Raw genomic sequence first — 22,724 nt, 5'->3', positions numbered from 1 at the left:
CTGTGATGTGTATTATAAATTTAATAATTGGGTTACTACAAATATATCTTTTTGATGCTTATTATTAAAAGAAACTTATTAACATAAGGTTGATAGCTTTTTGAAGCATCAAACAGTACTTGTTTCAACTTAATCTTTGAAAAAATTAATCGAAATACTATCCATCATATCCAATCCCAACAGGGTAGAAGCACTGCCCACTGTGGCTAGATTGCTCCGATACACCGCAATTTCGAGATACTCGGAAGAATTAAACACAACCAGTCCTTGCCCTTCATCATTGCGAAATTCTGCCGAAATGTTAAAATCAACTATATCGCTATAATGGTTATAAATCCGTTTGAATTTATGATTCCGTGCCGAAATCTCAAACCGACGTCCTTTTTGTACCGATTCAAAAAAGCGCTTTTTTATGTTCGTAATCACGTTGCCATAATGGTCCACATAAATCACATTTCCGATCAACTGATTCCCATCATCCTTCACAATAGGCGCAATGTTTTTAATGGGTTTGATTTCTGTAATGATTTTCCCAACCACCTCTAAAGTACCACCACGGGCAATGTGGGCAGCAACTTTCACAAACACATCCAACACTGGGAAACTGGTTGAAATTTTATCATGAATATTTACTTCTACAATTTTCTGTGGATTGATTTCAGAACAAATCATACTCATAATCCCATTATTAGCACAAATAAAATAATGGTCGTTAAGCTGTACTACAATATGTTTATTTTCTTCACTTATTTCGGAGTCAACACCAATAATATGAATACTCCCCACAGGAAAACTTTCAAAGGCATTTTGAATCACATAGGCCGCTTCTAAAATACTAAATGGTGCAATATTATGTGAGATGTCCACAACTTTAGCTTCTACAATTTCAGACAGCAAGGCACCTTTTACAGCTCCTGCAAAATGATCTTTTGTTCCGAAATCGGTCGTTAAAGTGATGATGGCCATTGGCGCTTCGTATTGTTAAGATTAAATAAACCCTTAAAAATCTGATCTTTTAAGATATACAAACCTACACAATTTTTGTTTTAAATTTTTATTAACAGTCTTAAAAATTCTACTAAATTGTGACTACATTTATAGTATTGAATAGAATCATAAACCCACTAAACCAAACAGCCCTTTGAATGAACTAATAATTGAGTTAATAGATATTACACCAAAAGAGTTTTTTGGTCCTCAAAACAAAAACATTGAACTTTTAAAAATGTACTTCCCAAAGCTAAAAATTGTAGCTCGGGGTACAAAAATCACCGCCTTTGGCGATGAAGATTTATTAGCAGAATTTGACAAACGCATGAAAATGCTGTTAAGTCACTTTCAGAAATTCAATAAATTAGATGAAAACATGATCGAACGTGTGCTTACAAGTGATTCTAAAGCCGACTATGATACGTCCTCAAAAAGTGGGGAAGTTATTGTACATGGGGTCAATGGACGCTTGATCAAAGCACAAACAGCCAATCAACGGAAATTGGTGGACAGTGTTTATAAAAATGACATGGTATTTGCGATAGGCCCTGCTGGAACCGGTAAAACCTATACAGGGGTCGCACTGGCAGTTAGAGCCCTCAAAAATAAAGAAGTCAAACGGATTATTTTGACGCGTCCTGCGGTGGAAGCAGGGGAGAATTTAGGCTTTTTACCAGGGGATTTAAAAGAAAAATTAGATCCTTATATGCAGCCTTTGTACGATGCGCTAAGAGATATGATCCCCCCTGAAAAATTAGAAACCTATATCGAAAATGGCACCATTCAAATTGCACCTTTAGCATTTATGAGAGGTCGCACATTAGATCATGCCTTTGTGATTTTAGATGAAGGTCAAAACACGACCCACGCTCAAATGAAAATGTTTTTGACGCGAATGGGAAAAGATGCTAAATTTCTTTTAACAGGCGATCCCGGGCAAATAGATTTGCCAAGACGTACCATTTCAGGACTTAAAGAAGCCCTTTTAATATTAAAGGATATTGAAGGCGTGGGCATGATATTTTTAGACGATAAAGATGTCATCCGTCATAAATTGGTCAAAAAAGTAATTGAAGCCTATAAACATATTGAAAACAGAGATTAAAAGAATAGCATGAGTCATACCATTACCGATACAAATTTTGAATTCCCAGGACAATCGAATCTTTACAAAGGAAAAGTAAGAGAAGTCTATAACATAAACGATGATCTTTTAGTGATGGTAGCGACCGATCGCTTGTCAGCTTTTGATGTAGTGATGCCAAAAGGCATTCCTTTTAAAGGTCAAATTCTAAATCAAATTGCTACAAAAATGATGGCAGCCACGGCTGATATTGTTCCAAATTGGTTGATTGCCACTCCAGATCCCAACGTAGCTGTGGGACATCTGTGTGAACCCTTCAAAGTAGAAATGGTCATCAGAGGCTATATGTCTGGCCATGCGGCTCGCGAATATTCCGCAGGAAAACGTTCGCTTTGTGGTGTATCCATGCCAGATGGTCTAAAAGAAAATGACGCCTTTCCAACCCCCATTATTACGCCTGCAACCAAGGCTGAAATGGGCGATCATGATGAAGATATTTCTAGAGAAGACATTCTGAAACGTGGCATTGTTTCTGAAGCCGATTATGTGGTTTTAGAAGATTATACCCGTAAATTATTTAAAAGAGGATCTGAAATTGCGGCCTCAAGAGGGCTAATTTTAGTGGATACAAAATATGAATTTGGTAAAACTAAAGAAGGAGTTATTGTGTTAATCGATGAAATCCATACACCCGATTCCTCGCGTTATTTTTACGCAGAGGGGTATGAAGCACGTCAAGCCAATAATGAGTCTCAAAAACAACTCTCTAAAGAGTTTGTGCGTCAGTGGTTGATTAGCAAAAATTTCCAAGGGCTAGAAGGACAAACCGTTCCTGAAATGAATGACGATTATATAGTAACAGTAAGTGAACGTTACATCGAATTGTATGAAAATATCACAGGAGAAACTTTTGTAAAAGCCGATGTTTCTGATATTCAATCGCGTATAGAAACCAACATTCTTACGTATTTAAAGACTTTATAGTCGGTTTTGGGAGTTGTGCTTTTTTTCTAATATAATCACTTAATTGCTTATTGGCTTTAGATATATATATTGAAAGAAGACTTACGATTACCAAAAAACAAAGGGCACCTGTAATTGCTTGAAATGGGCTTAAGTTTTTCCCAAAGATTTTGTTAAGGCCCAAGCCTGTAAAACTTCCGTAAAGAAGAATAAAGTGTAACACATAAATGGAAAGAGTTTTTTGTCCAATTTTTAAAATTACAGCATGTTTTAAATAGGATTCTAAGGCATAAAACAATCCAAATAGTATTAGAACATTTCCAAGTCGAACAAATAAATAATTATAGTTAGCAACTTCGGAGAAGAGTATAAAATCGGATGTTGTTGCAAGCCAATGTAAGAAGGCGGAAGACCCAAGAATCAAACCAAAACCTACCGTAAAAAATCCAGTTACAATGGCAGTTTTAAACCGTGGATGTAATAAATAACCATAAAATAAGGTCGCAATAAAAGCACCATAGGCCATGTAACCAAACCAAGGGACAATTGTAAATACAGACCCATTTACTTTTGTAAGATAATTGGCAAACAGTAAGGGGATGCCTTCCGCTGTAAAGGTTCTATAAAAGGGTTCGGTTAGAAACACTAAAGTTCCCAAACAAAGCATGGTAATAGAAAATAATAAGGTCTTCTTTTGAGTGAGGATATACACACCCACAATCAAAATTAGTGAGAGTCCAATAATCTGCAATACATCAATCACCATAAAATAAGTTCCAAAAGACCCTGTGAGCCATCTGAAAAGTGGAATTCGAAGTGCATAGCCAATCCCAATCAACATTAGTCCTCGAACGACTCCCTTTCGCATTCGAAAGTTGAGTGTACCTTTTTCTTTAGCTTTTAGAAGTAAATACGTAAAAATTAATCCTGAAATTGTAAAAAACACTGGCGCAGTGATGCCTCTAAAATACTTCCAAGTATTAAAAGCTAAGTTGTTAGCATCTCGATATTCGACCGCTAATAATGTGTCTATAAAATGACCTTGAAGCATCATTAAGATCGCAAAGGCTCTTATAGCGTCAATGAAGTAGAGACGTTTTAATTGCAAAGTTAAATTGGTTTAACCGCAAAGTTAGAGTATTAAAATCGAAAATGAGTTTTAATTAAAAAGGATTAATCAATAAAAGGGTTACTCCATTTGGAATTTGTGTAAAGATCCGCGCCGCTTAATGTTTCCATAAATGCTACCAATGCATTTTTTTCATTAGGAGTCATATTCAATCGTTGTGGATTTCCTGCTGGGCGAAGCCTTGGGTCTAAATTGTTATTCCCTGTCCCATCAATAACATTGTAGTGATTGATAACGTCTATTAGCTCCACAAAAGCACCATTGTGCATAAAGCTTCCATTGGTGTCTCCATTTTGTTTTACAACATCTCTAAGGCTAGGAGCTCTTGTACTGATCAAATCGGTTCCGATTCCACTGATTGTTCCAATAACACCATTGTTAAGCGAATTGGGATCTACATCAAACTCAGGTGCCTGATGGCATCCAGCACAGCCAACTCCTCCATTGATTCGCATTCCGGTATTATTAAAAACAGGAGGTTGGTTAAATAGTTGTTTTCCTGTGTTTTCTAAAGCTGAAAAATTTGGAAAAGGCTGGTTATTGTTTGCAGCGAGGGAACGACCTTGGTCATATTTACTGTCAAAGGATTGAATACTTCTCACAAATTGTGCAAGTACTTGCTGGATTCGGTCTTCTGAAATAGTTTCCGTTCCAAAAGCATTGGAGAATAATACAGGGTAGTAGGGAATACTTTCTAGTTTTGTGAGTAAATCGTCAAAACTTAAATCGCCATTTTCACCACTAAAGCCCATTTCAATATGGTCCTGAATTGGTTGGGTTGTTTGAGCTTCCAAAGTTGCCGCACGTTTGTCCCAGAAAAATTCATTTCCATTCGCAAAACGATTGTTCACCAAACGCATTGAATGTCTTCCTGTAGTGCCATTAATCCCAACACTCGCTATATCGGCATCGCCAAAAGCCTCACTTTGAACATGGCAACTAGCACAAGCCACTGTATTATCGGAAGAAAGGTTGGTGTCATAAAACAAAACACGTCCTAAAATAGCACCCTCATCTGTAATTGGATTTGCTGCAGGTGTATTGTCTTTTGTGATATAATTTGGAATGTCTTGATTGGCATAGTTAGGCAAGGCATCAAATTCCACGGAAAAATAAGAAGATAAATCAACTGGGGTTTCAAGATTATCTGTTGGGTCTGTGGGGGTCGTGGAGGTATCATTCGATGAACAACTTTGTAAAATAAAATATAATAAGGAAACCTGCAGAATATTTTTAAAATTCATTTTAATGTTGCTCTAATTGGTTAATCTTTTCAAATGTATAAAAAGATTGAGCGAATTGTATTACTTTAGGGACTTAATTTTATAAACATGATTAAATTCGAAATTAAAAATTCAGAAGACTACAATAAAAACTATAGTGCTGCTATTCAGAACCCTGAGGAATTTTGGGCGACCATTGCAAAGAAAAACTTCACTTGGAAACGTCCTTGGAGCAAGGTTTTAGATTGGGATTTTTCCATCCCAAAAGTCAGTTGGTTTGAAGGTGCACAACTCAATATTACCGAAAATTGTATCGACCGCCATTTGGAAACTAAGGGGGATAAAACAGCCATTTTATTTGAGCCTAACAATCCAAACGAACCTTCCGAAGCGATTACTTATAACGAATTACACAAACGTGTCAATCAGTTTGCCAATGTATTAAATTCCAAAGGCATCCAAAAAGGGGATCGGGTTTGTATTTACTTGCCCATGATTCCAGAACTCGCAATTTCAGTATTGGCATGTGCCCGAATAGGCGCTATTCACTCGGTGGTTTTTGCAGGGTTCTCAGCAACGGCCTTATCCACCCGCATCAACGATTGCGACTGTAAAATGGTTATTACCAGTGATGGTGGTTACCGTGGTGCCAAAACAATTGATTTAAAATCGATTGTGGATACGGCACTTTTGGACTGTGATGGTATTGAATCGGTACTCGTTGCCAAACGTATTCACAGCGATATTCCGATGGTTTCAGGGAGAGATTTTTGGTTGCAACCACTTTTAGATACTGCTTCTGAAAAATGCGAAGCGACCGTTATGGATGCTGAAGATCCGCTCTTTATATTATATACATCGGGTTCCACAGGGCAACCTAAAGGAATGGTTCACACCACTGCGGGTTATATGGTATATACCGCCTATACCTTTAAAAATATATTTCAATACGAACCTAATGATGTTTATTGGTGTACGGCCGATATTGGTTGGATTACGGGCCACAGTTATATTGTGTATGGACCACTGTTAAACGGCGCTACGACCTTGATGTTTGAAGGTGTGCCGAGTTACCCTGATTACGGTCGTTTTTGGTCCATTGTCGAAAAACATAAGGTGACCCAATTTTATACCGCACCCACTGCCATAAGAGCGTTGGCTAAAGAAGGTTTAGAGGTGGTGACTCCTTATGATTTATCGTCTTTAAAAATTCTAGGAACGGTCGGAGAACCCATTAATGAAGAAGCTTGGCATTGGTACAATGACCATATCGGAAAAAATAAATGTCCTATTGTGGATACTTGGTGGCAAACCGAAACGGGAGGGATTATGATTTCCCCCATCCCCAACAGTTTCGAAGGAAAACCAGCGTTTGCAACCCTGCCATTTATGGGAATTCAACCCGCATTGATGGATGAAAATGGGGTAGAGTTAGAGGGCAATTCTGTCGAAGGACGTTTGTGTATTAAATTCCCCTGGCCATCTATGGCACGTACTATTTGGGGAAATCATCAACGCTATAAAGAGACGTATTTCTCTGCTTACGATCAAAAGTATTTTACAGGCGATGGCGCACTAAGAGATGAAAATGGGCATTATCGGATTACAGGTCGGGTGGATGATGTCATTATTGTATCGGGACACAACCTTGGAACGGCTCCTATCGAAGATGCGATTAATGAGCATCCAAACGTAGCGGAATCGGCGATTGTGGGGTATCCTCACGATATAAAAGGCAGTGCTTTGTACGGATTTGTAACCTTAAAAAATTCGGATATCTCTAATGATAGTTTAAAAGCCGAAATCAATCAATTGATTAGTAAACAAATTGGGCCTATCGCAAAACTTGATAAAATTCAGTTTACTTCAGGACTTCCAAAAACACGTTCTGGTAAAATTATGCGTCGGATTCTTCGTAAAATTGCCAGTAAGGATACTTCTAATTTAGGAGACATCAGCACCTTGCTAAACCCGGAAGTGGTGGAAACAATCATGAAAAATTCACTTTAAACACTTATATTTACTTAAAATCTAATCACAATGCAAACCAATTTAGTGTACATTCTTCTTTTTTCTTTTCTGTTAACAGCTTGTAAAACAGAAATTAAAACATCTATTAATACTTCAGACTCCGACTATTTAGACAGTTCTCAAAAAGAGGATCAATATTTAGGGGGTATTAAAATGATTCCCATTTCAACCCCAAAAGGGGAGTTCAATGTGTGGACCAAGCGTGTTGGAAACAATCCAACCATGAAAGTACTTTTATTACATGGAGGGCCTGGAATGACGCATGAAATTTATGAATCTTTTGATGGCTACATTCCAAACGAAGGCATCGAATATTATTATTACGATCAATTGGGGTCTTATTACAGCGATCAACCAAAAGACTTATCTCTTTGGGATTTAGATCGTTTTGTGGAAGAAGTAGAACAAGTACGCATTGCTTTGGGCTTGACTAACGATAATTTTTATTTGTATGGACAATCGTGGGGCGGTATTTTAGGCATGCAATATGCATTGAAATATCAGCAGCACTTAAAAGGATTGATCATTTCTAATATGGTACCTTCCATCCCTGATTATCAAAAGTATTCAGATGAAGTGTTAGCACCTAAACTAGATCCTGAAGTATTGAAGGAAATCATGGTGTACGAGGCTAAGGAAGATTATACCAACGCACGTTATATGGAATTGGTGGTCAATAACTACTATACCGAACACATCATTCGATTGCCAGTAGCCGAATGGCCTGAACCCTTAAATAGAAGCTTTAAACATATCAACCACGATGTATATGTAACCATGCAAGGTCCAAGTGAATTTGGAATCAAAGGCGATGCCAACTTAAAGTATTGGGATGTGAAGGCAGACTTGCATAAAATTACAGTCCCGACTTTGAGTATTGGTGCCACATATGATACGATGGATCCCGAACAAATGAAGTTTATCTCTGAAGAAGTTCAAAACGGTCGTTTTTTATTATGTCCTAACGGGAGTCACCTTTCGCAATTTGACGATCAAAAAATCTATTTTGAAGGCTTGATCAAATTTATCAAAGATGTGGATACTGGAGCGTTTTAAATCGTACGTTCCAAGGGTTTGTTAAGAAGAAAAATCACCATAGAAGCAAAACCACATCCCGTAAATCCTAAAAACAACGGCCAGACGGTGGCGCTAACATAAGCACCTATAATACTGGCAATTAATACGCCCATCACGGTTGAAATAAACCCATTGACAGCAGCCCCAACTCCAGCAATATGCCCAATCGGTTGCATGGCCAAAGCTCTAAGGTTTCCAAACAAAAATCCAACAGCAGTAAACTGTAAAGCAAAAAAGATGAGTAACACCCAAAGCGTAGGATTTATTTGATTGAAGAACATTAACACATAGATTAAAGAACTCAAGGTATAGCCCGCTAAAGAAATTAATGCAATGCGTTTCATGCCAATTCTGACCACAAAGACTCCGTTCATATAGGTTGCAAAACCCACACCTACTGCCAAACTCGCAAAGATCAAAGGGAAATCTTCTCCTAAGTCATACTGAACTTCAAAGATGTATTGACTGGTACTCAAATACACCATAAACGAACCTGTGATAAATCCAGATATTAAGGTAAAAGCAACGGCTTGTTTGTGTTTAAAAAATTCTTTGAATCCAGAAACTAAGGTTGAAGTTCTAAAAGGAATCCGATTTGAAAGTGCCAACGTTTCAGGCTGCCGTTTCCAAAACCAAAAAATAACCAACATTCCGAGTCCTAATTGTACATTAAAAATGGCTTGCCAATTGTAGGTGAGCATTAAAAACTGTCCAAGCGTGGGGGCTACGATCGGAATGAGAATAAATATCATGACAATAAACGACATGACTTTGGCCATATAATCGCCTTCATACGAATCGCGAATCATAGCAATACTTAAAGTACGTGGCGATGCCAATCCAATCCCTTGCAAAATGCGACCTGCAATTAACACTTCATAAGAGTTTGTATTCACACAAATAATACTTGCCACTGCAAACACTAAAAATCCCACATAGATAATTGGTTTTCGACCGTAACTATCTGATAAAGGGCCAAAAATTAATTGTCCAAACCCCAATCCAAGAAAAATCATGGTAATCAGTAATTGGTGATCTTTCGTATCAGTCACCCCCAGGTCGTTTCCAATCACGGCGAGGGCAGGGAGGATGCCATCAATAGACAGTGCCACTAAAGACATTAACAGTGCCATGATGGCTACAAACTCTATTTTGAGGGCAGGTTGATTTTGCATTCGGCAAAATTAGTGTTAATTAGAAGATTTTCAACACCGCATCCATCACAAATTGGTAATAGCTCATATCGGCAGGGACAATCTTATAATTGGGATGCTTTTGAAGCATGCAGTTTTGGAGTTCTTCAAAAGAAAACAGCCGTACGGCATCCACCTCCGTTTTTTGAATGTGCAGTTGAGAAATGGGAGTTTCCAATTTCACTAAAAACACATGTTGAAATTCACAGTCTATAACACCATTGTCAAAACGATTGGTGTTTTTCCGAATGTCTAGGGGTACTAAATCAGAGGCTTGAATGTCCAAGCCGATCTCTTCATTGACTTCGCGAAGTGCGCCTTCTAAGATGGATTCTCCAGCACTGACATGCCCCGCAACAGAAACGTCCCAAAACCCTGGGAACGTTTGTTTTGATAGACCTCGTTTTTGGAGTAAAAGGGCAGGAGCAGGGGTGTAAAACCAAACATGCACAGTAGGATGGAACCAACCCTTTTGATGGGCTTCATCTTTTGTGCCTATTTTGCCTGTTGGTTGCCCTTCAGAATTCCAAATATCTAAATATTCTTCCACTACAAATTAGTCAAAGTAAGAGAATGTTTCACCGTCTTTAATTTTTAATAGAGTTTCATAAATCATTTTAATCACATTTTCAACATCGTCACGGTGCACCATTTCAACCGTGGTATGCATGTATCGTAAGGGCAGTGAAATCAATGCTGAAGCCACGCCGCCATTGCTGTAAGCAAAAGCATCGGTATCTGTGCCAGTTGCTCTAGAAAGTGCTGCACGTTGGAATGGAATTTTATTTGCTTCGGCAGTCTCTGTAATCAAATCACGTAATTTTTGTTGAACCGCAGGGGCATACGCTATCACGGGGCCTTTGCCCATTTCGCAGTGTCCTTGCGTTTTTTTGTCAATCATTGGCGTGGTGGTATCGTGCGTCACATCGGTTACAATAGCAACATTGGGTTGTATGGTATGCGTAATCATTTCAGCACCTCGAAGTCCAATTTCTTCCTGAACGGAGTTAGTGATGTACAATCCAAATGGAAGGGTCTTTTTGTTTTCGTGTAATAAGCGGGCTACTTGTGCAATCATAAAACCACCCATTCGGTTGTCTAAAGCACGACATACAAAATGATCTTTATTTAGTATGTGGAAGGTGTCAGGATAGGTAATCACACAACCGACATGTACGCCTAGTTTATCAACGGCTTCTTTGGTTTTACATCCAATATCGATAAAAATATTATCCGGCTTAGGCGCTTGTTCTTTTGCTGCGCTACGTGTATGGATTGCAGGCCATCCAAAAACGCCTTTTACAATCCCGTTTTTTGTGTGAATATTAACGATCTTACTGGGTGCAATTTGGTGGTCGCTTCCTCCATTACGAATGACATAAATAAGTCCATCATCTGAAATATAGTTGACATACCACGAAATTTCATCGGCATGGCCTTCAATCACGACCTTAAAAGGCGCCTCTGGATTGATGACACCCACAGCGGTCCCGTAGGTATCTGTAATAAAGGTATCCACATAGGGTTTTAAATAATCCATCCATAGTTTTTGACCGTCCCATTCGTAGCCTGTTGGGGCTGCATTGTTGAGATAATCTTCTAAAAATGTAAGTGCGTTTTTATCTAGGATTGTTTTCTTTGCCATTTTGAATTTAATTTTGGTTAAAAATAACAATTATGAATGATATTCACATAAAGATTAAGGCATATTTTGTAAGTTTGAAAACCCACAAGTAAACTTAGTTATGAAGTTGATTCGTTGTATTCTTTTTTGGTTCCCTGTTCTCCTTTTGGGGCAGACATTTCCTGTACAAAAAGATTTGCTTCCAGAGAATTATTTAATCATTGTTGGAGATACCATTACCAATAACTCAATTAATTTAAATGAGGTTTATATACTTCCAAAACTTAAATTCACTTCAAATGAATCCAGACGACGGTATTTAATTTTACAGCGTAAAACCATTAAAGTATATCCGTATGCAAAATTAGCTGCGGAACGATTGGAAAGCTTGAATGAGCGGATCTTGAACCTAAAAAGTAAGCGGAAACGAAAGAAGTACACCCGCATGGTTCAAAAGTATATTGAAGGGGAGTTTGCTGAAAAGCTCAAAAAGTTCACGATTACGGAAGGTCAAATTTTAATTAAATTAATTCACCGTCAAACAGGGGAGACCGCTTTTGAACTCATTAAATATTTAAGAAGTGGTTGGCGTGCCTTTTGGTATAATAATACCGCTAGCTTGTTTAATATGTCTTTAAAATTGCCTTTTGATCCCAAAACTTCAGAAGAAGATTATTTGATAGAGGACATCTTACAGCGTCAATTCCAAAGTGGACGGCTAGAATATCAAAAATCCTTTCATGAATTTGATATTTATGAGCTTTTGGAACATTGGAAACACTGATATTGTTTAAATAGGTTCATTTTCACAAGTTGTTCAAAACCGCTTATTACAGAATATCTACCGTTTGTTACGTAGAATGACCGCTTGTTACTTGACGCTTTGTGATTTGAATAAAATGCAGTTATTTTGAACCAGAAATAAATTTCAAGATTTTATTATATGAGATTTAATTAATCTTTTTTGCCCTTTATTTTTAAAACCTACTTAAATACGGTTAAGACTCAAATCTTAATCGTATTTTCATATACGGCATAAAACGCTTCAAACTTCAGCATCGTTTCATTCAGGAATTCCATTGCAGATCTCCAAGTTGATTTATTGTAAATTGAAACCTTAGATTCTATAGAAACAAAGACTGCTGAAAGAATTTTTTCATCAGATACTTCAAAATACTCTTCAAATTTAACTTGTGGTAAAAAATCGGTTTCTAGGATTGATTTATGAGAAAGCATTTGGTTCCAATAAGCTTGTTGTTTACTAGGTTCCATATCGATACAAAATGCGACAAAGGCAGTTTTGGTATCAAAATGAAATTTAAAACTAAGACCTTTAACATTGGTATTATACAGAATCCACTCTGTAGGAAAGGACTTTCCAAAACTGGTCCAGAATTCTTGTCTTAGAAGTTTGGCTTCATTTTTACTAAACATGATTTTTATATAAAATAAGCTAAAACAACGGCACTAATAATCATTAAAATTTTATTCAAATTAAAATGATGTCCTTCGCTACTTTCAAACAAAATGATGGTAGAGATATGAAGAAACATCCCAATGACGATGGCATTTATACTGTAAATCAGGGTTGGTGAAATGCTAAATAATTCGGCTGCAATAGAGCCTAAAGGCGTCATGAGGGTAAATATAATTAAGAAGAGTACCACTTGCGACTTGGGAAGTTTTGATTTTAGCAGATAGGTGGTTATTAAAATCGCAATGGGGATTTTATGAATAACAACGCCAATGATAATGTTATGGTGGTCTTTTAAAGGAAACCCCTCAAAAAAGGCATGAATTCCTAGACTTATAAATAAAAACCATGGAAACCTCTTATTGGAATCGTGGTGATGTAAGTGCCCATGTTCAGCGCCTTTAGAATAAAATTCTAAAAGAATCTGTAACAGAATACCTCCCATAATAAATACGCCTATTTGTTTGGTGTCTACATTTTGGTACACCTCTGGAAGGAGTTCAAAAATTGTGGTTGACAATAAAAAAGCACCACTAAATGCTAAAAATAGTTTTAGATTTAAGGGTTTTGATTTGCTATATAAGAGTACAATGGCTACCCCAAATACAACTGATAATATGGGTGCTAAAAAACTAATCATTCGCCATGAAAATTAAGATTAAACGTTCGGATGTTTTACTGTTAAAGGGGGCTAATTTATAACTTCCAAAACAGTCTAACAAATGCAGTCCCGCATTTGAGAGCATTGTTTCAAAATCTTGAAAGGCAAACGCACGTACTTTCTCTTCAAAATGATGTGTTTTATCAGCATCTTTCACTTCGATGTCTTTTGTGATAAATCCATCTGTATAACTACGTTTGAGTTTGAATTTCACTCCTTCAGCTTCGTAAGTGTTTTGAGCAATCAAATTTTCAATGACAACAGGGCTGTTCATAAAGTCGATAACGCCAATTCCGTTTTGTTTTAGACTCGATTTGATGGTTTGAATCACTTTAAAATTATCCGCTTCCTCCTCAAAATACCCGAAACTTGTGAATAGATTTAAAACCACTTCAAATTGGTTCGGATATGAATTTCTCATATCATGGACGTCAAAATGCAAAGAACTTGATTCATGTGTTTTTGCATGTTCGATACTATTTTTAGATAAATCCAACCCCGTAACCTTATAACCTAAGGCATTTAGGAAAATGGAATGCCTGCCTTTACCGCATGCCAAGTCCAGTATAGAATCGTCCTTATCGAGATTCAAATACGTTGCTATATTTTTAATAAAAACTTCAGCCTCTTTATAATCTCTGTGTTTATAAAGGATATGATAATAGGTGGTATCAAACCAAGACTGAAACCACTTTGAATGTTCTTTTGTCATTTATTTACTTCTAACTCGAACAAAAATACTGTATTTTTGCGCGTACTAAATAATTTTGATGGAGAATAATTTTAAGATGGTTGCTAAAACCTTGTTTGGTTTTGAGGAACTTTTAGCTAAGGAATTGAAACAACTGGGTGCGCAAGCGGTCACTATAGGCGTCCGACACGTGAGTTTTGTTGGAGATAAGGGCTTTATGTATAAAGCAAACCTTGGTTTACGTACGGCCATTAAAATCCTAAAACCTATTGCAAAATTTAAAGTTATAAATGAAAATGACCTATATAATAAAGTTAATGCCATTCCTTGGGAGAATTATTTAAAGTCGGATGGAAGTTTGGCGGTAGGCGCTACCCTTAATGGCGATACGTTTACGCATTCACAATATGTGTCACTTAAAACAAAAGATGCGATTGTGGATCGTTTTAGAGATCAAACTGGAGAGCGTCCAAACGTAGATTTAAGATTTCCAGATTTAAAAATTGACATTCATATCGACCGTCATTTTTGTACTGTTTCTTTGGATAGTTCGGGAGAATCTTTACACAAACGCGGATATAAAATTGCAACGAACATAGCACCTATCAACGAAGTGTTGGCTGCTGGTTTAATAATGTTATCTGGATGGGATGGTCAAAGTGATTTTATGGATCCAATGTGTGGTTCTGGGACTGTTTTGATAGAGGCTGCTATGATTGCTTGTAACATTCCTCCAAATTTAATGCGTAACGAATTTGGTTTTGAACGTTGGGGAGATTGGGACGTCGATTTATTTGAAAAGATTGAAGAATCCTTACTTTCTAAAACACGTGATTTTCATCATAAGATTATGGGCTTTGATAAATCGCCTAGTGCGGTAGAAAAAGCCACACAGAATGTTGAGAATGCAAAGTTGGAAGACTTTATCTACATAAAACACGAAGATTTTTTCAAAACTCAAAAAGGAGGCGAGGAGCATTTACACATGGTGTTTAACCCACCCTACGGAGAACGATTGGATATTGAAATGGAAACCTTTTACAGTTCCATTGGTTCTACCCTTAAACATAAATACCCAGGCACCAATGCATGGATGATTTCGTCAAACTTAGAAGCTCTTAAACACGTAGGATTGAGACCTTCTAGAAAAATCAAGTTATTTAATGCGAAGTTAGAAGCTAGATTTTCGAAATATGAAATGTATGCGGGCACCAAGAAAACACACAAACTCGAGGCGAAAAACGACTAATTTAACACACCCTGTTTACTCATTTTAGAGGAGTACCAAAGCAAGAAAAACCCAATAACAGTGGTGGATATTGGCAGTATTAATTCCATACCACTAATAGCCATATAGTTTTGAATAAAGAAATTGTAGAACTGATGTATAAGCAGCGAAATCATTGAAATTGAGAACAAAAGATTTGCGATTCTTTTTTTAAATAGCAAAGCAATGGATCCAAATACACCTGCAAAAACAGCGGTAGCAAATGTTGCTGTTGCCCATGCTGGCATGTTAATGAAGTAATGCTGTTCAGCTTTAGATAAGGTTAAAAGAACTTTTTGGCTCATAAAAGTTTGGCTTATGTAGGCCAAAACTCCCATGGAGTTCCAAACAAGGGCTAGACTACTGAAAATCCAAAAATTAATTGAAGGCCGATTTGATGTTTCGTTCATAATATTTGAGGTTAAAATTTTTTAAAAGTAATAATTTTTAAATCAATTAAAAAATAATCATATAGATTTAATTTTCAGAAATAAAAAATAAGACTAATATTTATTTTAATCAATTACAAAAAAATATGTTAGAATAATTCTTTATATACTCAATAAAGAATGTACTTTTGCAAAAATCAACCAAAACGAACTATGCTTTCCATTTCAGAACAAGAAGAACGTAAAACGGGCAAAGAACTCTATAGCTACCAGAAGGGAGCCATACAAAAAATCTTTCAATGTTTTGAAACAGCAGCAGATGATTATCACCTTTTGTACCAGTTGCCAACAGGTGGTGGTAAAACCGTTATCTTTTCTGAAATTGTAAGTCAATACCTAAAAACACACAAGAAAAAAGTGTTGGTAATGACCCACAGAATTGAGCTCTGCAAACAAACATCTTCTGTATTGACAGAATTTGGAGTTCAAAATAAAGTGATTGATAGCAAAGCTAATTTAGAAGACCAATCTAAATTTGATTGTTTTGTTGCGATGGTTGAAACCCTCAACAATCGATTAAAAGACGATAAATTAGACATTTCAGATATCGGGCTGATTATTATTGATGAAGCTCATTACAATTCATTCACGAAACTTTTCAAATTCTTTGAAAAATCATTCGTTTTAGGAGTGACTGCGACGCCCTTAAGTTCAAATATTGAACTTCCAATGGCCGATAATTATAATGAATTAATTGTTGGGGAGAGTATTGAATCCCTGATTGAAAATGAATTTTTAGCTCAGGCTAAAATGTATTCCTATAATGTTGGATTGACCTCTTTAGTGGTTGGTGCCAACGGAGATTATACAGTGAAATCTTCGGAAGATTTATATACCAATAATGAGATGCTTTCCAAGTTAATGGAAGCCTATAACGAACGTTGCGAAGGAAAGAAAACATTGATATTTAATAACGGTATCAATACCTCCTTATTTGTTTATGACTTGTTTAGAAACGCCGGTTATCCTGTAGCACATTTAGATAATACGGCCTCTAAAAAAGAACGTACTCAAATCCTTAAATGGTTTAAGGAGACGCCCAATGCCATTCTAACCTCAGTGAGTATATTGACCACTGGTTTTGATGAGCCAACTGTAGAGTCTATTATCTTAAATCGTGCGACTAAATCGTTGACACTATACTACCAAATGATTGGTAGAGGGTCTCGTATTTTAAAGAATAAAAACTCTTTTGACGTGATTGATTTAGGGAATAACTTTCACCGTTTTGGCCCTTGGGGAAGTACAAACCTAGATTGGCAACGCATTTTTAAGTATCCAAATTATTATTTAGATGGTGTCTTAAGTGATGAAGAGCTCGAAAGTAATTTTATTTATGAAATGCCTGAAGACATTAGAGCCTCATTCTCTAATTCTGAAGATGTGTATTTCGACGTCAATAAAACCTATATTCAATCCATTAGAAGTGGCGAGTCCTCAAAGGTAGTTTTGAAACGTTCTATTGAGCAACATGCGCTTATATGTATAGAAAACAGTGAAGATGTTTACGATGCATTGGCCCTTGTTAAACTTCTCACAGATGATATTGATTTCAGAATCCATCGCTATTCAAAATGTATAAGTAAGAGTACACATAACTTTTTGACGTGGCTTAAAGAAGATTACAAAAAGAAATTAAGAGCCTATTTAAGAGAGAATTTTGATGAAATTCTAGAAGCACTTCCAAAAGTTTAGATTTTAAAACTATGTTTTATACATTGATTATATTTACCGTTATGAATATGTTCCAATCACCAAATGTTATTTTTGAATTTGAATCGGGTAGTTCTACCAAAGGATGGCAAATTGTAGATGACCGTGTGATGGGAGGGAGGTCTCAAGGAGATTTCACGATCAATTCAGAGGGTTTCGGAGTGTTTGAAGGTTATGTATCGACTGAAAACAACGGGGGATTCTCTTCACTTCGCTATGATTTTGATGGAATTAAAACGAGTGGTTTTGAAACGGTTGTTTTAAAATTAAAAGGCGATGGTAAATCCTACCAATTCAGATTAAAAGATTCAGATAACCAACGCCATTCGTATATATATACGTTTACAACCACAGGATTAGAACAAGAAATCTGCATTCCACTCAAAGATTTTTCTCCAAGATTTAGAGGTAGGCAATTGGATCTTCCCAATTTTGATGCGGACAAAATTGAACAAATTGCGTTTTTAATAGGGAACAAAACCAATGAACACTTTTATTTAGCAATTGAAAGCATTACATTAAAATAATCATATTTTTAATAAACTGAAAATAAGTAATTTAAATAGTGGTATTTTAATTAAAAGGTTGTACGTTTGCAAAAATATTATAAATTTTAATTACACTATTATGAGTAAAGGAACAGTAAAGTTTTTCAATGAATCTAAAGGATTTGGATTTATCACTGAAGAAGGAGTTGAAAAAGATCATTTTGTACACATTTCAGGATTAGTTGACGAGATTCGCGAAGGCGATTCAGTTGAATTTGATCTTCAAGAAGGAAACAAAGGATTAAATGCAGTAAACGTAAAAGTTATCTAATAAATATACTTCAAGTTTAATAAAAAGCTCAACATTAAATGTTGGGCTTTTTTTGTGCCCAATCGTAATAAGATAGGATTGAAATTTTTGTTTAACTTATTTAGAAATAAAAACAGCCTAATTACAGTCCCTTGTTCATAATAAAGATGTAGTTTCGCAGCTGCTAAAAAATGAGTTTATGAAGCGTATCAGTCAATATAAGAAACTATTTAGTGTTGAAAAGGAAATTGACCTTAAGACACTCAAAAAGAGTTACCGTAATCTAGTAAAAGAATGGCATCCAGATAAGTTTCAAGAAAACGATTCTAAAGCGGAAGAGGCTGAATTAAAAAGTCGTGAAATCATTGATGGCTATCATTTTTTAGTGAGCATCGCTCCCGAAACAATCGCAGCGAATTTAGATGTTTATACGGAGACGATTAACAACTCTGGAATTGCAGATTATATTCACAAAGGAATGCTCTTAGAAATCACCTTTTTAGATGGGACTACTTACGAATACTTTGGGGTAACAAAACCAATCTACATAAAGATGATTAATTCTAACAAATTGAATCGTTTTGCAAAACGAAGCATTTACCCGAATTACATCTACAGAAAATCTAAGCGCACCGTTCAAGAAGCTTAAGCGTCTATTTTGGTGGGGCTTTCTTAATCTATTCTTTTTATCTTTTTTAAATTGAATTCGCAATCCATTTTACACGATTCTCGGATTTTGTATAGTTATCTTTGCATAAAACTATGTTATGTCAAAACCGTTTTCTGATTTAGGAATTAATATACTCTTGCAACAAGGCTTAGCCGATTTACAAATTTCTGTTCCTACAGACATTCAAGTAAAAACCATTCCGGTGGTTCTAAATCAAACGGAAGACATCGTCGCTGTTGCCAAAACGGGTACAGGAAAAACTGCGGCCTTTGGAATTCCTTTGTTGCAGTTAATCAACCTAGAAAACGCTCATGTACAAGTGGTCATATTAGCACCCACCCGTGAGTTAGGACAACAAATTCATACGAACTTAACTGCGTATGCGGTGCATAGTCCAGAAATATCTGTGGCAGCTGTCTGTGGTGGAATTCCTATAAGACCTCAAATAGAACGTTTAAAATCGCCAACCCATATTGTGGTGGCAACCCCAGGACGTTTGGTGGATTTAGTGAAGCGTGGCGCGATTAATCTTAAACAGTTATCGTATTTAGTATTGGACGAAGCCGATGAAATGGTGAGTGCTTTAAAACAAGATTTGGATCTTATTATTAAAGAAATTCCAAAAACACGCAGAACGCTGTTGTTTACCGCTACACTTTCAGGTGCGATTAAACAATTGGTTCAAAATTACATGTCGAAACATGTGATGCAAATAGAAGCCGACATGAAAACGGTTGGTCATCAAGGCATCGATCATCAATATGTGGTGGTGGAACCTATTGAAAAACTGAATGTTTTGATGCATTTTTTAAGTAGCAAAGAAGGACAACGTAGCATTATATTTTGTAAAACAAAAGCAGCGGTTAATAAATTAGCTAAAAATTTAGCCATTAATAAATTCTCATCTGGTGCGCTTCATGGGAGTTTGTCTCAAGGCATTCGCGATCGGATCATGGGACAATTTAGAGAAGGCTTTATTGATATTTTGGTGGCAACGGATTTAGCTGCTCGTGGTATTGATGTGAAAGAAATCGCCTATGTTGTCAATTATCATTTGCCAGACACCTTTGAAGCCTATGTACACAGAAGTGGACGTACAGCGAGAGCAGGCGCAAAGGGATTGTCCTTAACCATATTACAAGCAGAAGAAGTTCAAGACCTTCCTGAATTTGAAAAAGAATTGGGAATTAAATTTAATGAATTCAAAAAAGCAGACGCCCAAAGTATCGAAGAAAACAACGGATTGTTGTGGGCTAAAAAAATATTTAAGACCAAACCCAATCGTACGATTTCAGATACATTCAGAGCAGATATAAGTACCATTTTTCACCATTTGACCAAAGAGGAATTGATCGAAAAAGTATTGGCAAATTATCTGGCGCAAACAAGTACAGCGCAATCAAAAATTGAGGTTTCAAAAAAGAAGTAATTATTATGGCAAATACAATTAAAGAACAACAAGATATTTTAACGAAATTAAATATTCATGTATTGAATCCAATGCAAGAGGAAGCGATTTCGGTGATTGATAGAACAACCAATACCATCTTATTATCACCTACAGGAACAGGTAAAACATTGGCTTTTTTATTGCCACTTATCAAATTACTTGATCCCGAAAGTAAAGAGGTGCAAGCCTTGATTATTGTGCCTTCAAGAGAACTGGCCATACAGATTGAACAAGTAGTCCGCAGTATGGGTTCTGGATTTAAAGTGAATGCTGTGTATGGCGGACGTCCAATGTCTAAAGATAAAATTGAAATCAAACACGTACCCGCTATTTTAATAGGTACGCCCGGTAGAATTGCAGATCATTTTAGCAACGACCGTTTTTCTAAAACGAGCATAAAAACGCTCATATTAGATGAGTTTGACAAGTCGCTTGAAGATGGGTTTGAAGCTGAAATGAAAGAAATTATCCATCAGTTGCCACATATCAACAAACGGATTTTAACCTCTGCCACTCAAAGTATCAACATCCCTGGGTTTGTACGTTTGGATCAACCCACCACTGTCAATTATTTGAAAGAAAAAGTAGTTTCTAAACTGGAGATTAAAACCGTAGTCTATCCGTCTAAAAATAAACCTCAAACGCTTTTGGATTTAGTAGGACACCTTGGCAACCAAACAGGGATTGTATTCTGTAATTTAAGAGACAGTGTTGATTCCGTGAGTCGTTTTTTAGATAAAAATAAGATCAACCACAGTTGTTTTGTAGGAGGTATGGAACAAAAAGAAAGAGAACGTTCTTTGATAAAGTTTAGAAATGGCACCAATCAGATTCTCATTGCGACAGATCTAGCCTCTCGAGGTATTGATATTCCTGAGTTGAAATTTATTATCCATTACGAAGTACCTCGCGCCAAAGAAGAATTTATTCACAGAAATGGGCGTGCTGCTAGAGTCGATTCTAAAGGAACGGCTTATATAATGAAAGGAGACTCTGAAGATTTACCAGCGTACATTCATAATTCTAAAGTCGTTAACATCTCTAAACAGTCGGTTCGTAAACCACAGTTTTGGGAAACTTTGTTTATTTCTGGAGGTCGAAAAGACAAAATTTCAAAAGGGGATATTGCAGGACTCTTTTTTAAACAAGGGAATATTACAAAGGATCAACTCGGAAATATTGAGTTAAAACAAGATTGTGCGTTTGTGGCAGTGCCTAAGTCGATCGCAGAGGACTTGGTAGAGAAATTAAATAATACACGCCTCAAAAAGAAAAAAGTACGGGTAACGGTCTTAGAAACCTAATCAAACCACCAGAGAACAATACGACTTTTCTTATTGCCCAAATCCATTGGCAACACATAAGAATTCGCTTTAGCTTTTTTAAGCTGTTTATCAATACTAGAGAGGCTATCTGTTTTTGAAACCAGTGTAGAAAAGACTTTCACTTGATTTTTAAACGCGGTACTTTCTTTTATCAATCGTTTGATAAAAAGGGCTTCGCCACCATTGCACCAAAGTTCGTTGGCTTGACCTTCAAAATTAAGAGCGACTTCTTTTTTATCAAATTCACGACCTAAATTGTTAATTTTTCTCTGAGACCCTCTAAACGCCTCTTCTTTAGAGGTGTGAAATGGGGGATTGCAAACGGTGAAATCAAATTGCTCATCCGTTTTAATTATATTCTTAAAAAGGAAACTTTTATTTTCTTGATGTCGAATTTCAATCTTATTTTTTAATGACTTTGTATGTTGCATGTTAGCCTTTGCAATTTCTACAGAATTGGCATCACATTCAGCACCTACCATGGTCCAATTAAAATGTTGTAATCCCAAAATACAATAGATGCCATTCGCACCAGATCCGATGTCTAACCCTCGTAGTTTGGTGTTTTTATCGATATTAAATTGTTCTGAAAGAAACTCACGTATATGTAATAAATATTCTAAACGTCCTGGGACAGGAGGAATGAGATAGCCCATTGGCAATTCATATTTCTCAACTTTAAAGTCGGCCAAAAGCATGGCTTTATTCAATTCATAGACCGCGGCTGAATTACTAAAGTCAATCGTTTCTTCGCCTGAGGGGTTTAAAACAATGTGTTCTTGTAACTGTGGATGGTGAATTGCCAATCGTTTCAGATCATAACGATCGCTGTAAGGGTTTTCTAAATGCATCGGGCGAAGGTATGCGATTTCCTGTAAAAACGATCGATATATGTCTCAAATATTATAGAAG

Annotated in this window: 23 protein-coding genes; 12 read left to right on the top strand and 11 right to left on the bottom strand. The window is 36.5% G+C overall.

The genetic code is table 11. The annotated features are described in order from the left end of the window. Nucleotides 1-129 precede the first annotated feature (129 nt). Nucleotides 130-966 (bottom strand): SAM hydrolase/SAM-dependent halogenase family protein, encoded by an 837-nt coding sequence (locus FORMB_RS12755; RefSeq protein ID WP_069677832.1) that lies wholly within the window; start codon nucleotides 964-966, stop codon nucleotides 130-132. A 175-nt stretch (nucleotides 967-1,141) separates the two neighbouring features. Between FORMB_RS12755 and FORMB_RS12750 the strand changes: the two genes are divergently transcribed. Next, nucleotides 1,142-2,095, top strand: a complete 954-nt coding sequence (locus tag FORMB_RS12750) for a PhoH family protein (RefSeq protein ID WP_069677831.1) — start codon at nucleotides 1,142-1,144, stop codon at nucleotides 2,093-2,095. Nucleotides 2,096-2,104: 9 nt separating this feature from the next. Continuing rightward, on the top strand, nucleotides 2,105-3,058 hold the full coding sequence (locus FORMB_RS12745; RefSeq protein WP_069677830.1) for a phosphoribosylaminoimidazolesuccinocarboxamide synthase: 954 nt from the start codon (nucleotides 2,105-2,107) through the stop codon (nucleotides 3,056-3,058). Here FORMB_RS12745 and FORMB_RS12740 read toward each other — a convergent pair. Beyond that, on the bottom strand, nucleotides 3,036-4,145 hold the full coding sequence (locus FORMB_RS12740; protein WP_083243963.1) for a heparan-alpha-glucosaminide N-acetyltransferase domain-containing protein: 1,110 nt from the start codon (nucleotides 4,143-4,145) through the stop codon (nucleotides 3,036-3,038). The genes FORMB_RS12745 and FORMB_RS12740 overlap by 23 nt on opposite strands. A gap of 65 nt (nucleotides 4,146-4,210) precedes the next feature. Next, a complete protein-coding gene (locus FORMB_RS12735) occupies nucleotides 4,211-5,410 on the bottom strand; it encodes a cytochrome-c peroxidase (protein WP_069677828.1) in 1,200 nt (399 codons plus the stop codon). A gap of 87 nt (nucleotides 5,411-5,497) precedes the next feature. Between FORMB_RS12735 and acs the strand changes: the two genes are divergently transcribed. Together acs and FORMB_RS12725 are read left to right on the top strand one after the other, a co-directional pair. Continuing rightward, the gene (gene acs / locus FORMB_RS12730; protein ID WP_069677827.1) at nucleotides 5,498-7,399 is read left to right on the top strand and encodes an acetate--CoA ligase; all 1,902 of its coding nucleotides are present in this window, start codon (nucleotides 5,498-5,500) and stop codon (nucleotides 7,397-7,399) included. A 30-nt stretch (nucleotides 7,400-7,429) separates the two neighbouring features. Then, nucleotides 7,430-8,476: a proline iminopeptidase-family hydrolase gene (locus tag FORMB_RS12725; protein WP_069677826.1), complete on the top strand. Its 1,047-nt coding sequence runs from the start codon at nucleotides 7,430-7,432 to the stop codon at nucleotides 8,474-8,476. On the opposite strand, the gene FORMB_RS12720 is transcribed toward FORMB_RS12725, so the two are convergent. Genes FORMB_RS12720 through FORMB_RS12710 form a run of 3 tightly spaced genes read right to left on the bottom strand, consistent with a single transcriptional unit; the run spans nucleotide 8,473 to nucleotide 11,335 of the window. Continuing rightward, nucleotides 8,473-9,672, bottom strand: coding sequence for a multidrug effflux MFS transporter (locus FORMB_RS12720; protein WP_069677825.1), 1,200 nt, complete (start codon nucleotides 9,670-9,672; stop codon nucleotides 8,473-8,475). The genes FORMB_RS12725 and FORMB_RS12720 overlap by 4 nt on opposite strands. Before the next feature lie 19 nt (nucleotides 9,673-9,691). Beyond that, nucleotides 9,692-10,240, bottom strand: coding sequence for an NUDIX hydrolase (locus FORMB_RS12715; RefSeq protein WP_069677824.1), 549 nt, complete (start codon nucleotides 10,238-10,240; stop codon nucleotides 9,692-9,694). A 6-nt stretch (nucleotides 10,241-10,246) separates the two neighbouring features. Further along, a complete protein-coding gene (locus tag FORMB_RS12710) occupies nucleotides 10,247-11,335 on the bottom strand; it encodes a M42 family metallopeptidase (protein ID WP_069677823.1) in 1,089 nt (362 codons plus the stop codon). Between the two features lie 100 nt (nucleotides 11,336-11,435). Here FORMB_RS12710 and FORMB_RS12705 point away from each other — a divergent pair, with 100 nt between their 5' ends. Continuing rightward, on the top strand, nucleotides 11,436-12,098 hold the full coding sequence (locus FORMB_RS12705; RefSeq protein ID WP_069677822.1) for a DUF4294 domain-containing protein: 663 nt from the start codon (nucleotides 11,436-11,438) through the stop codon (nucleotides 12,096-12,098). 221 nt (nucleotides 12,099-12,319) lie between these two features. Here the strand turns inward: FORMB_RS12705 and FORMB_RS12700 are convergent, their stop codons facing one another. Genes FORMB_RS12700 through FORMB_RS12690 form a run of 3 tightly spaced genes read right to left on the bottom strand, consistent with a single transcriptional unit; the run spans nucleotide 12,320 to nucleotide 14,161 of the window. After that, entirely contained in the window at nucleotides 12,320-12,748 is a 429-nt protein-coding gene (locus FORMB_RS12700; RefSeq protein WP_069677821.1) for a DUF4268 domain-containing protein, read from the bottom strand. 5 nt (nucleotides 12,749-12,753) lie between these two features. Further along, complete coding sequence (locus tag FORMB_RS12695; RefSeq protein ID WP_069677820.1) at nucleotides 12,754-13,428, bottom strand: ZIP family metal transporter; 675 nt, start codon at nucleotides 13,426-13,428, stop codon at nucleotides 12,754-12,756. Next, nucleotides 13,421-14,161 carry a class I SAM-dependent methyltransferase gene (locus FORMB_RS12690; protein WP_069677819.1) on the bottom strand — a complete coding sequence of 247 codons (741 nt, stop codon included), beginning with the start codon at nucleotides 14,159-14,161 and terminating at the stop codon, nucleotides 13,421-13,423. The genes FORMB_RS12695 and FORMB_RS12690 overlap by 8 nt, the downstream gene beginning before the upstream one ends. Nucleotides 14,162-14,219: 58 nt before the next feature. Here FORMB_RS12690 and FORMB_RS12685 point away from each other — a divergent pair, with 58 nt between their 5' ends. After that, nucleotides 14,220-15,389: a THUMP domain-containing class I SAM-dependent RNA methyltransferase gene (locus tag FORMB_RS12685; RefSeq protein ID WP_069677818.1), complete on the top strand. Its 1,170-nt coding sequence runs from the start codon at nucleotides 14,220-14,222 to the stop codon at nucleotides 15,387-15,389. Here FORMB_RS12685 and FORMB_RS12680 read toward each other — a convergent pair. Continuing rightward, entirely contained in the window at nucleotides 15,386-15,817 is a 432-nt protein-coding gene (locus FORMB_RS12680) for a hypothetical protein (RefSeq protein ID WP_069677817.1), read from the bottom strand. The genes FORMB_RS12685 and FORMB_RS12680 overlap by 4 nt on opposite strands. A 192-nt stretch (nucleotides 15,818-16,009) precedes the next feature. Here FORMB_RS12680 and FORMB_RS12675 point away from each other — a divergent pair, with 192 nt between their 5' ends. The 6 genes from FORMB_RS12675 to FORMB_RS12650 all read left to right on the top strand — a co-directional run bounded on the left by FORMB_RS12675 (nucleotide 16,010) and on the right by FORMB_RS12650 (nucleotide 21,791). Next, complete coding sequence (locus FORMB_RS12675) at nucleotides 16,010-17,551, top strand: DEAD/DEAH box helicase (RefSeq protein WP_069677816.1); 1,542 nt, start codon at nucleotides 16,010-16,012, stop codon at nucleotides 17,549-17,551. Nucleotides 17,552-17,592: 41 nt separating this feature from the next. Further along, nucleotides 17,593-18,096 (top strand): CIA30 family protein, encoded by a 504-nt coding sequence (locus FORMB_RS12670; RefSeq protein WP_157498204.1) that lies wholly within the window; start codon nucleotides 17,593-17,595, stop codon nucleotides 18,094-18,096. 100 nt (nucleotides 18,097-18,196) lie between these two features. Beyond that, complete coding sequence (locus FORMB_RS12665; protein WP_069677815.1) at nucleotides 18,197-18,388, top strand: cold-shock protein; 192 nt, start codon at nucleotides 18,197-18,199, stop codon at nucleotides 18,386-18,388. Between the two features lie 178 nt (nucleotides 18,389-18,566). Further along, nucleotides 18,567-19,016 (top strand): KTSC domain-containing protein, encoded by a 450-nt coding sequence (locus FORMB_RS12660; RefSeq protein ID WP_069677814.1) that lies wholly within the window; start codon nucleotides 18,567-18,569, stop codon nucleotides 19,014-19,016. A gap of 118 nt (nucleotides 19,017-19,134) precedes the next feature. Next, nucleotides 19,135-20,466, top strand: coding sequence for a DEAD/DEAH box helicase (locus FORMB_RS12655; protein ID WP_069677813.1), 1,332 nt, complete (start codon nucleotides 19,135-19,137; stop codon nucleotides 20,464-20,466). A 5-nt stretch (nucleotides 20,467-20,471) separates the two neighbouring features. Next, nucleotides 20,472-21,791, top strand: coding sequence for a DEAD/DEAH box helicase (locus tag FORMB_RS12650; RefSeq protein ID WP_069677812.1), 1,320 nt, complete (start codon nucleotides 20,472-20,474; stop codon nucleotides 21,789-21,791). On the opposite strand, the gene rlmF is transcribed toward FORMB_RS12650, so the two are convergent. Beyond that, nucleotides 21,788-22,663, bottom strand: coding sequence for a 23S rRNA (adenine(1618)-N(6))-methyltransferase RlmF (rlmF, locus tag FORMB_RS12645; RefSeq protein ID WP_069677811.1), 876 nt, complete (start codon nucleotides 22,661-22,663; stop codon nucleotides 21,788-21,790). The two genes, FORMB_RS12650 and rlmF, sit on opposite strands and share 4 nt — an antisense overlap. Between the last annotated feature and the right edge of the window lie 61 nt (nucleotides 22,664-22,724).

This window comes from Formosa sp. Hel1_33_131 (assembly GCF_001735745.1).
Classification (GTDB): domain Bacteria; phylum Bacteroidota; class Bacteroidia; order Flavobacteriales; family Flavobacteriaceae; genus Hel1-33-131.
The sequence above is the reverse complement of the archived record's forward strand: the minus strand, read 5'-3'. Positions and strand labels throughout refer to the sequence as shown.

Bases quoted from the DNA above. Each gene is read 5' to 3' on its own strand.
- FORMB_RS12670 (WP_157498204.1), top strand. From the start codon at position 17,593: ATGAATATGTTCCAATCACCAAATGTTATTTTTGAATTTGAATCGGGT.
- acs (WP_069677827.1), top strand. From the start codon at position 5,498: ATGATTAAATTCGAAATTAAAAATTCAGAAGACTACAATAAAAACTAT.
- FORMB_RS12695 (WP_069677820.1), bottom strand. From the start codon at position 13,428: ATGATTAGTTTTTTAGCACCCATATTATCAGTTGTATTTGGGGTAGCC.
- FORMB_RS12690 (WP_069677819.1), bottom strand. From the start codon at position 14,161: ATGACAAAAGAACATTCAAAGTGGTTTCAGTCTTGGTTTGATACCACC.
- rlmF (WP_069677811.1), bottom strand. From the start codon at position 22,663: ATGCATTTAGAAAACCCTTACAGCGATCGTTATGATCTGAAACGATTG.
- FORMB_RS12660 (WP_069677814.1), top strand. From the start codon at position 18,567: ATGAAGCGTATCAGTCAATATAAGAAACTATTTAGTGTTGAAAAGGAA.
- FORMB_RS12725 (WP_069677826.1), top strand. From the start codon at position 7,430: ATGCAAACCAATTTAGTGTACATTCTTCTTTTTTCTTTTCTGTTAACA.
- FORMB_RS12700 (WP_069677821.1), bottom strand. From the start codon at position 12,748: ATGTTTAGTAAAAATGAAGCCAAACTTCTAAGACAAGAATTCTGGACC.
- FORMB_RS12650 (WP_069677812.1), top strand. From the start codon at position 20,472: ATGGCAAATACAATTAAAGAACAACAAGATATTTTAACGAAATTAAAT.
- FORMB_RS12735 (WP_069677828.1), bottom strand. From the start codon at position 5,410: ATGAATTTTAAAAATATTCTGCAGGTTTCCTTATTATATTTTATTTTA.
- FORMB_RS12705 (WP_069677822.1), top strand. From the start codon at position 11,436: ATGAAGTTGATTCGTTGTATTCTTTTTTGGTTCCCTGTTCTCCTTTTG.
- FORMB_RS12685 (WP_069677818.1), top strand. From the start codon at position 14,220: ATGGAGAATAATTTTAAGATGGTTGCTAAAACCTTGTTTGGTTTTGAG.
- FORMB_RS12745 (WP_069677830.1), top strand. From the start codon at position 2,105: ATGAGTCATACCATTACCGATACAAATTTTGAATTCCCAGGACAATCG.
- FORMB_RS12755 (WP_069677832.1), bottom strand. From the start codon at position 966: ATGGCCATCATCACTTTAACGACCGATTTCGGAACAAAAGATCATTTT.
- FORMB_RS12720 (WP_069677825.1), bottom strand. From the start codon at position 9,672: ATGCAAAATCAACCTGCCCTCAAAATAGAGTTTGTAGCCATCATGGCA.
- FORMB_RS12665 (WP_069677815.1), top strand. From the start codon at position 18,197: ATGAGTAAAGGAACAGTAAAGTTTTTCAATGAATCTAAAGGATTTGGA.
- FORMB_RS12680 (WP_069677817.1), bottom strand. From the start codon at position 15,817: ATGAACGAAACATCAAATCGGCCTTCAATTAATTTTTGGATTTTCAGT.
- FORMB_RS12675 (WP_069677816.1), top strand. From the start codon at position 16,010: ATGCTTTCCATTTCAGAACAAGAAGAACGTAAAACGGGCAAAGAACTC.
- FORMB_RS12710 (WP_069677823.1), bottom strand. From the start codon at position 11,335: ATGGCAAAGAAAACAATCCTAGATAAAAACGCACTTACATTTTTAGAA.
- FORMB_RS12655 (WP_069677813.1), top strand. From the start codon at position 19,135: ATGTCAAAACCGTTTTCTGATTTAGGAATTAATATACTCTTGCAACAA.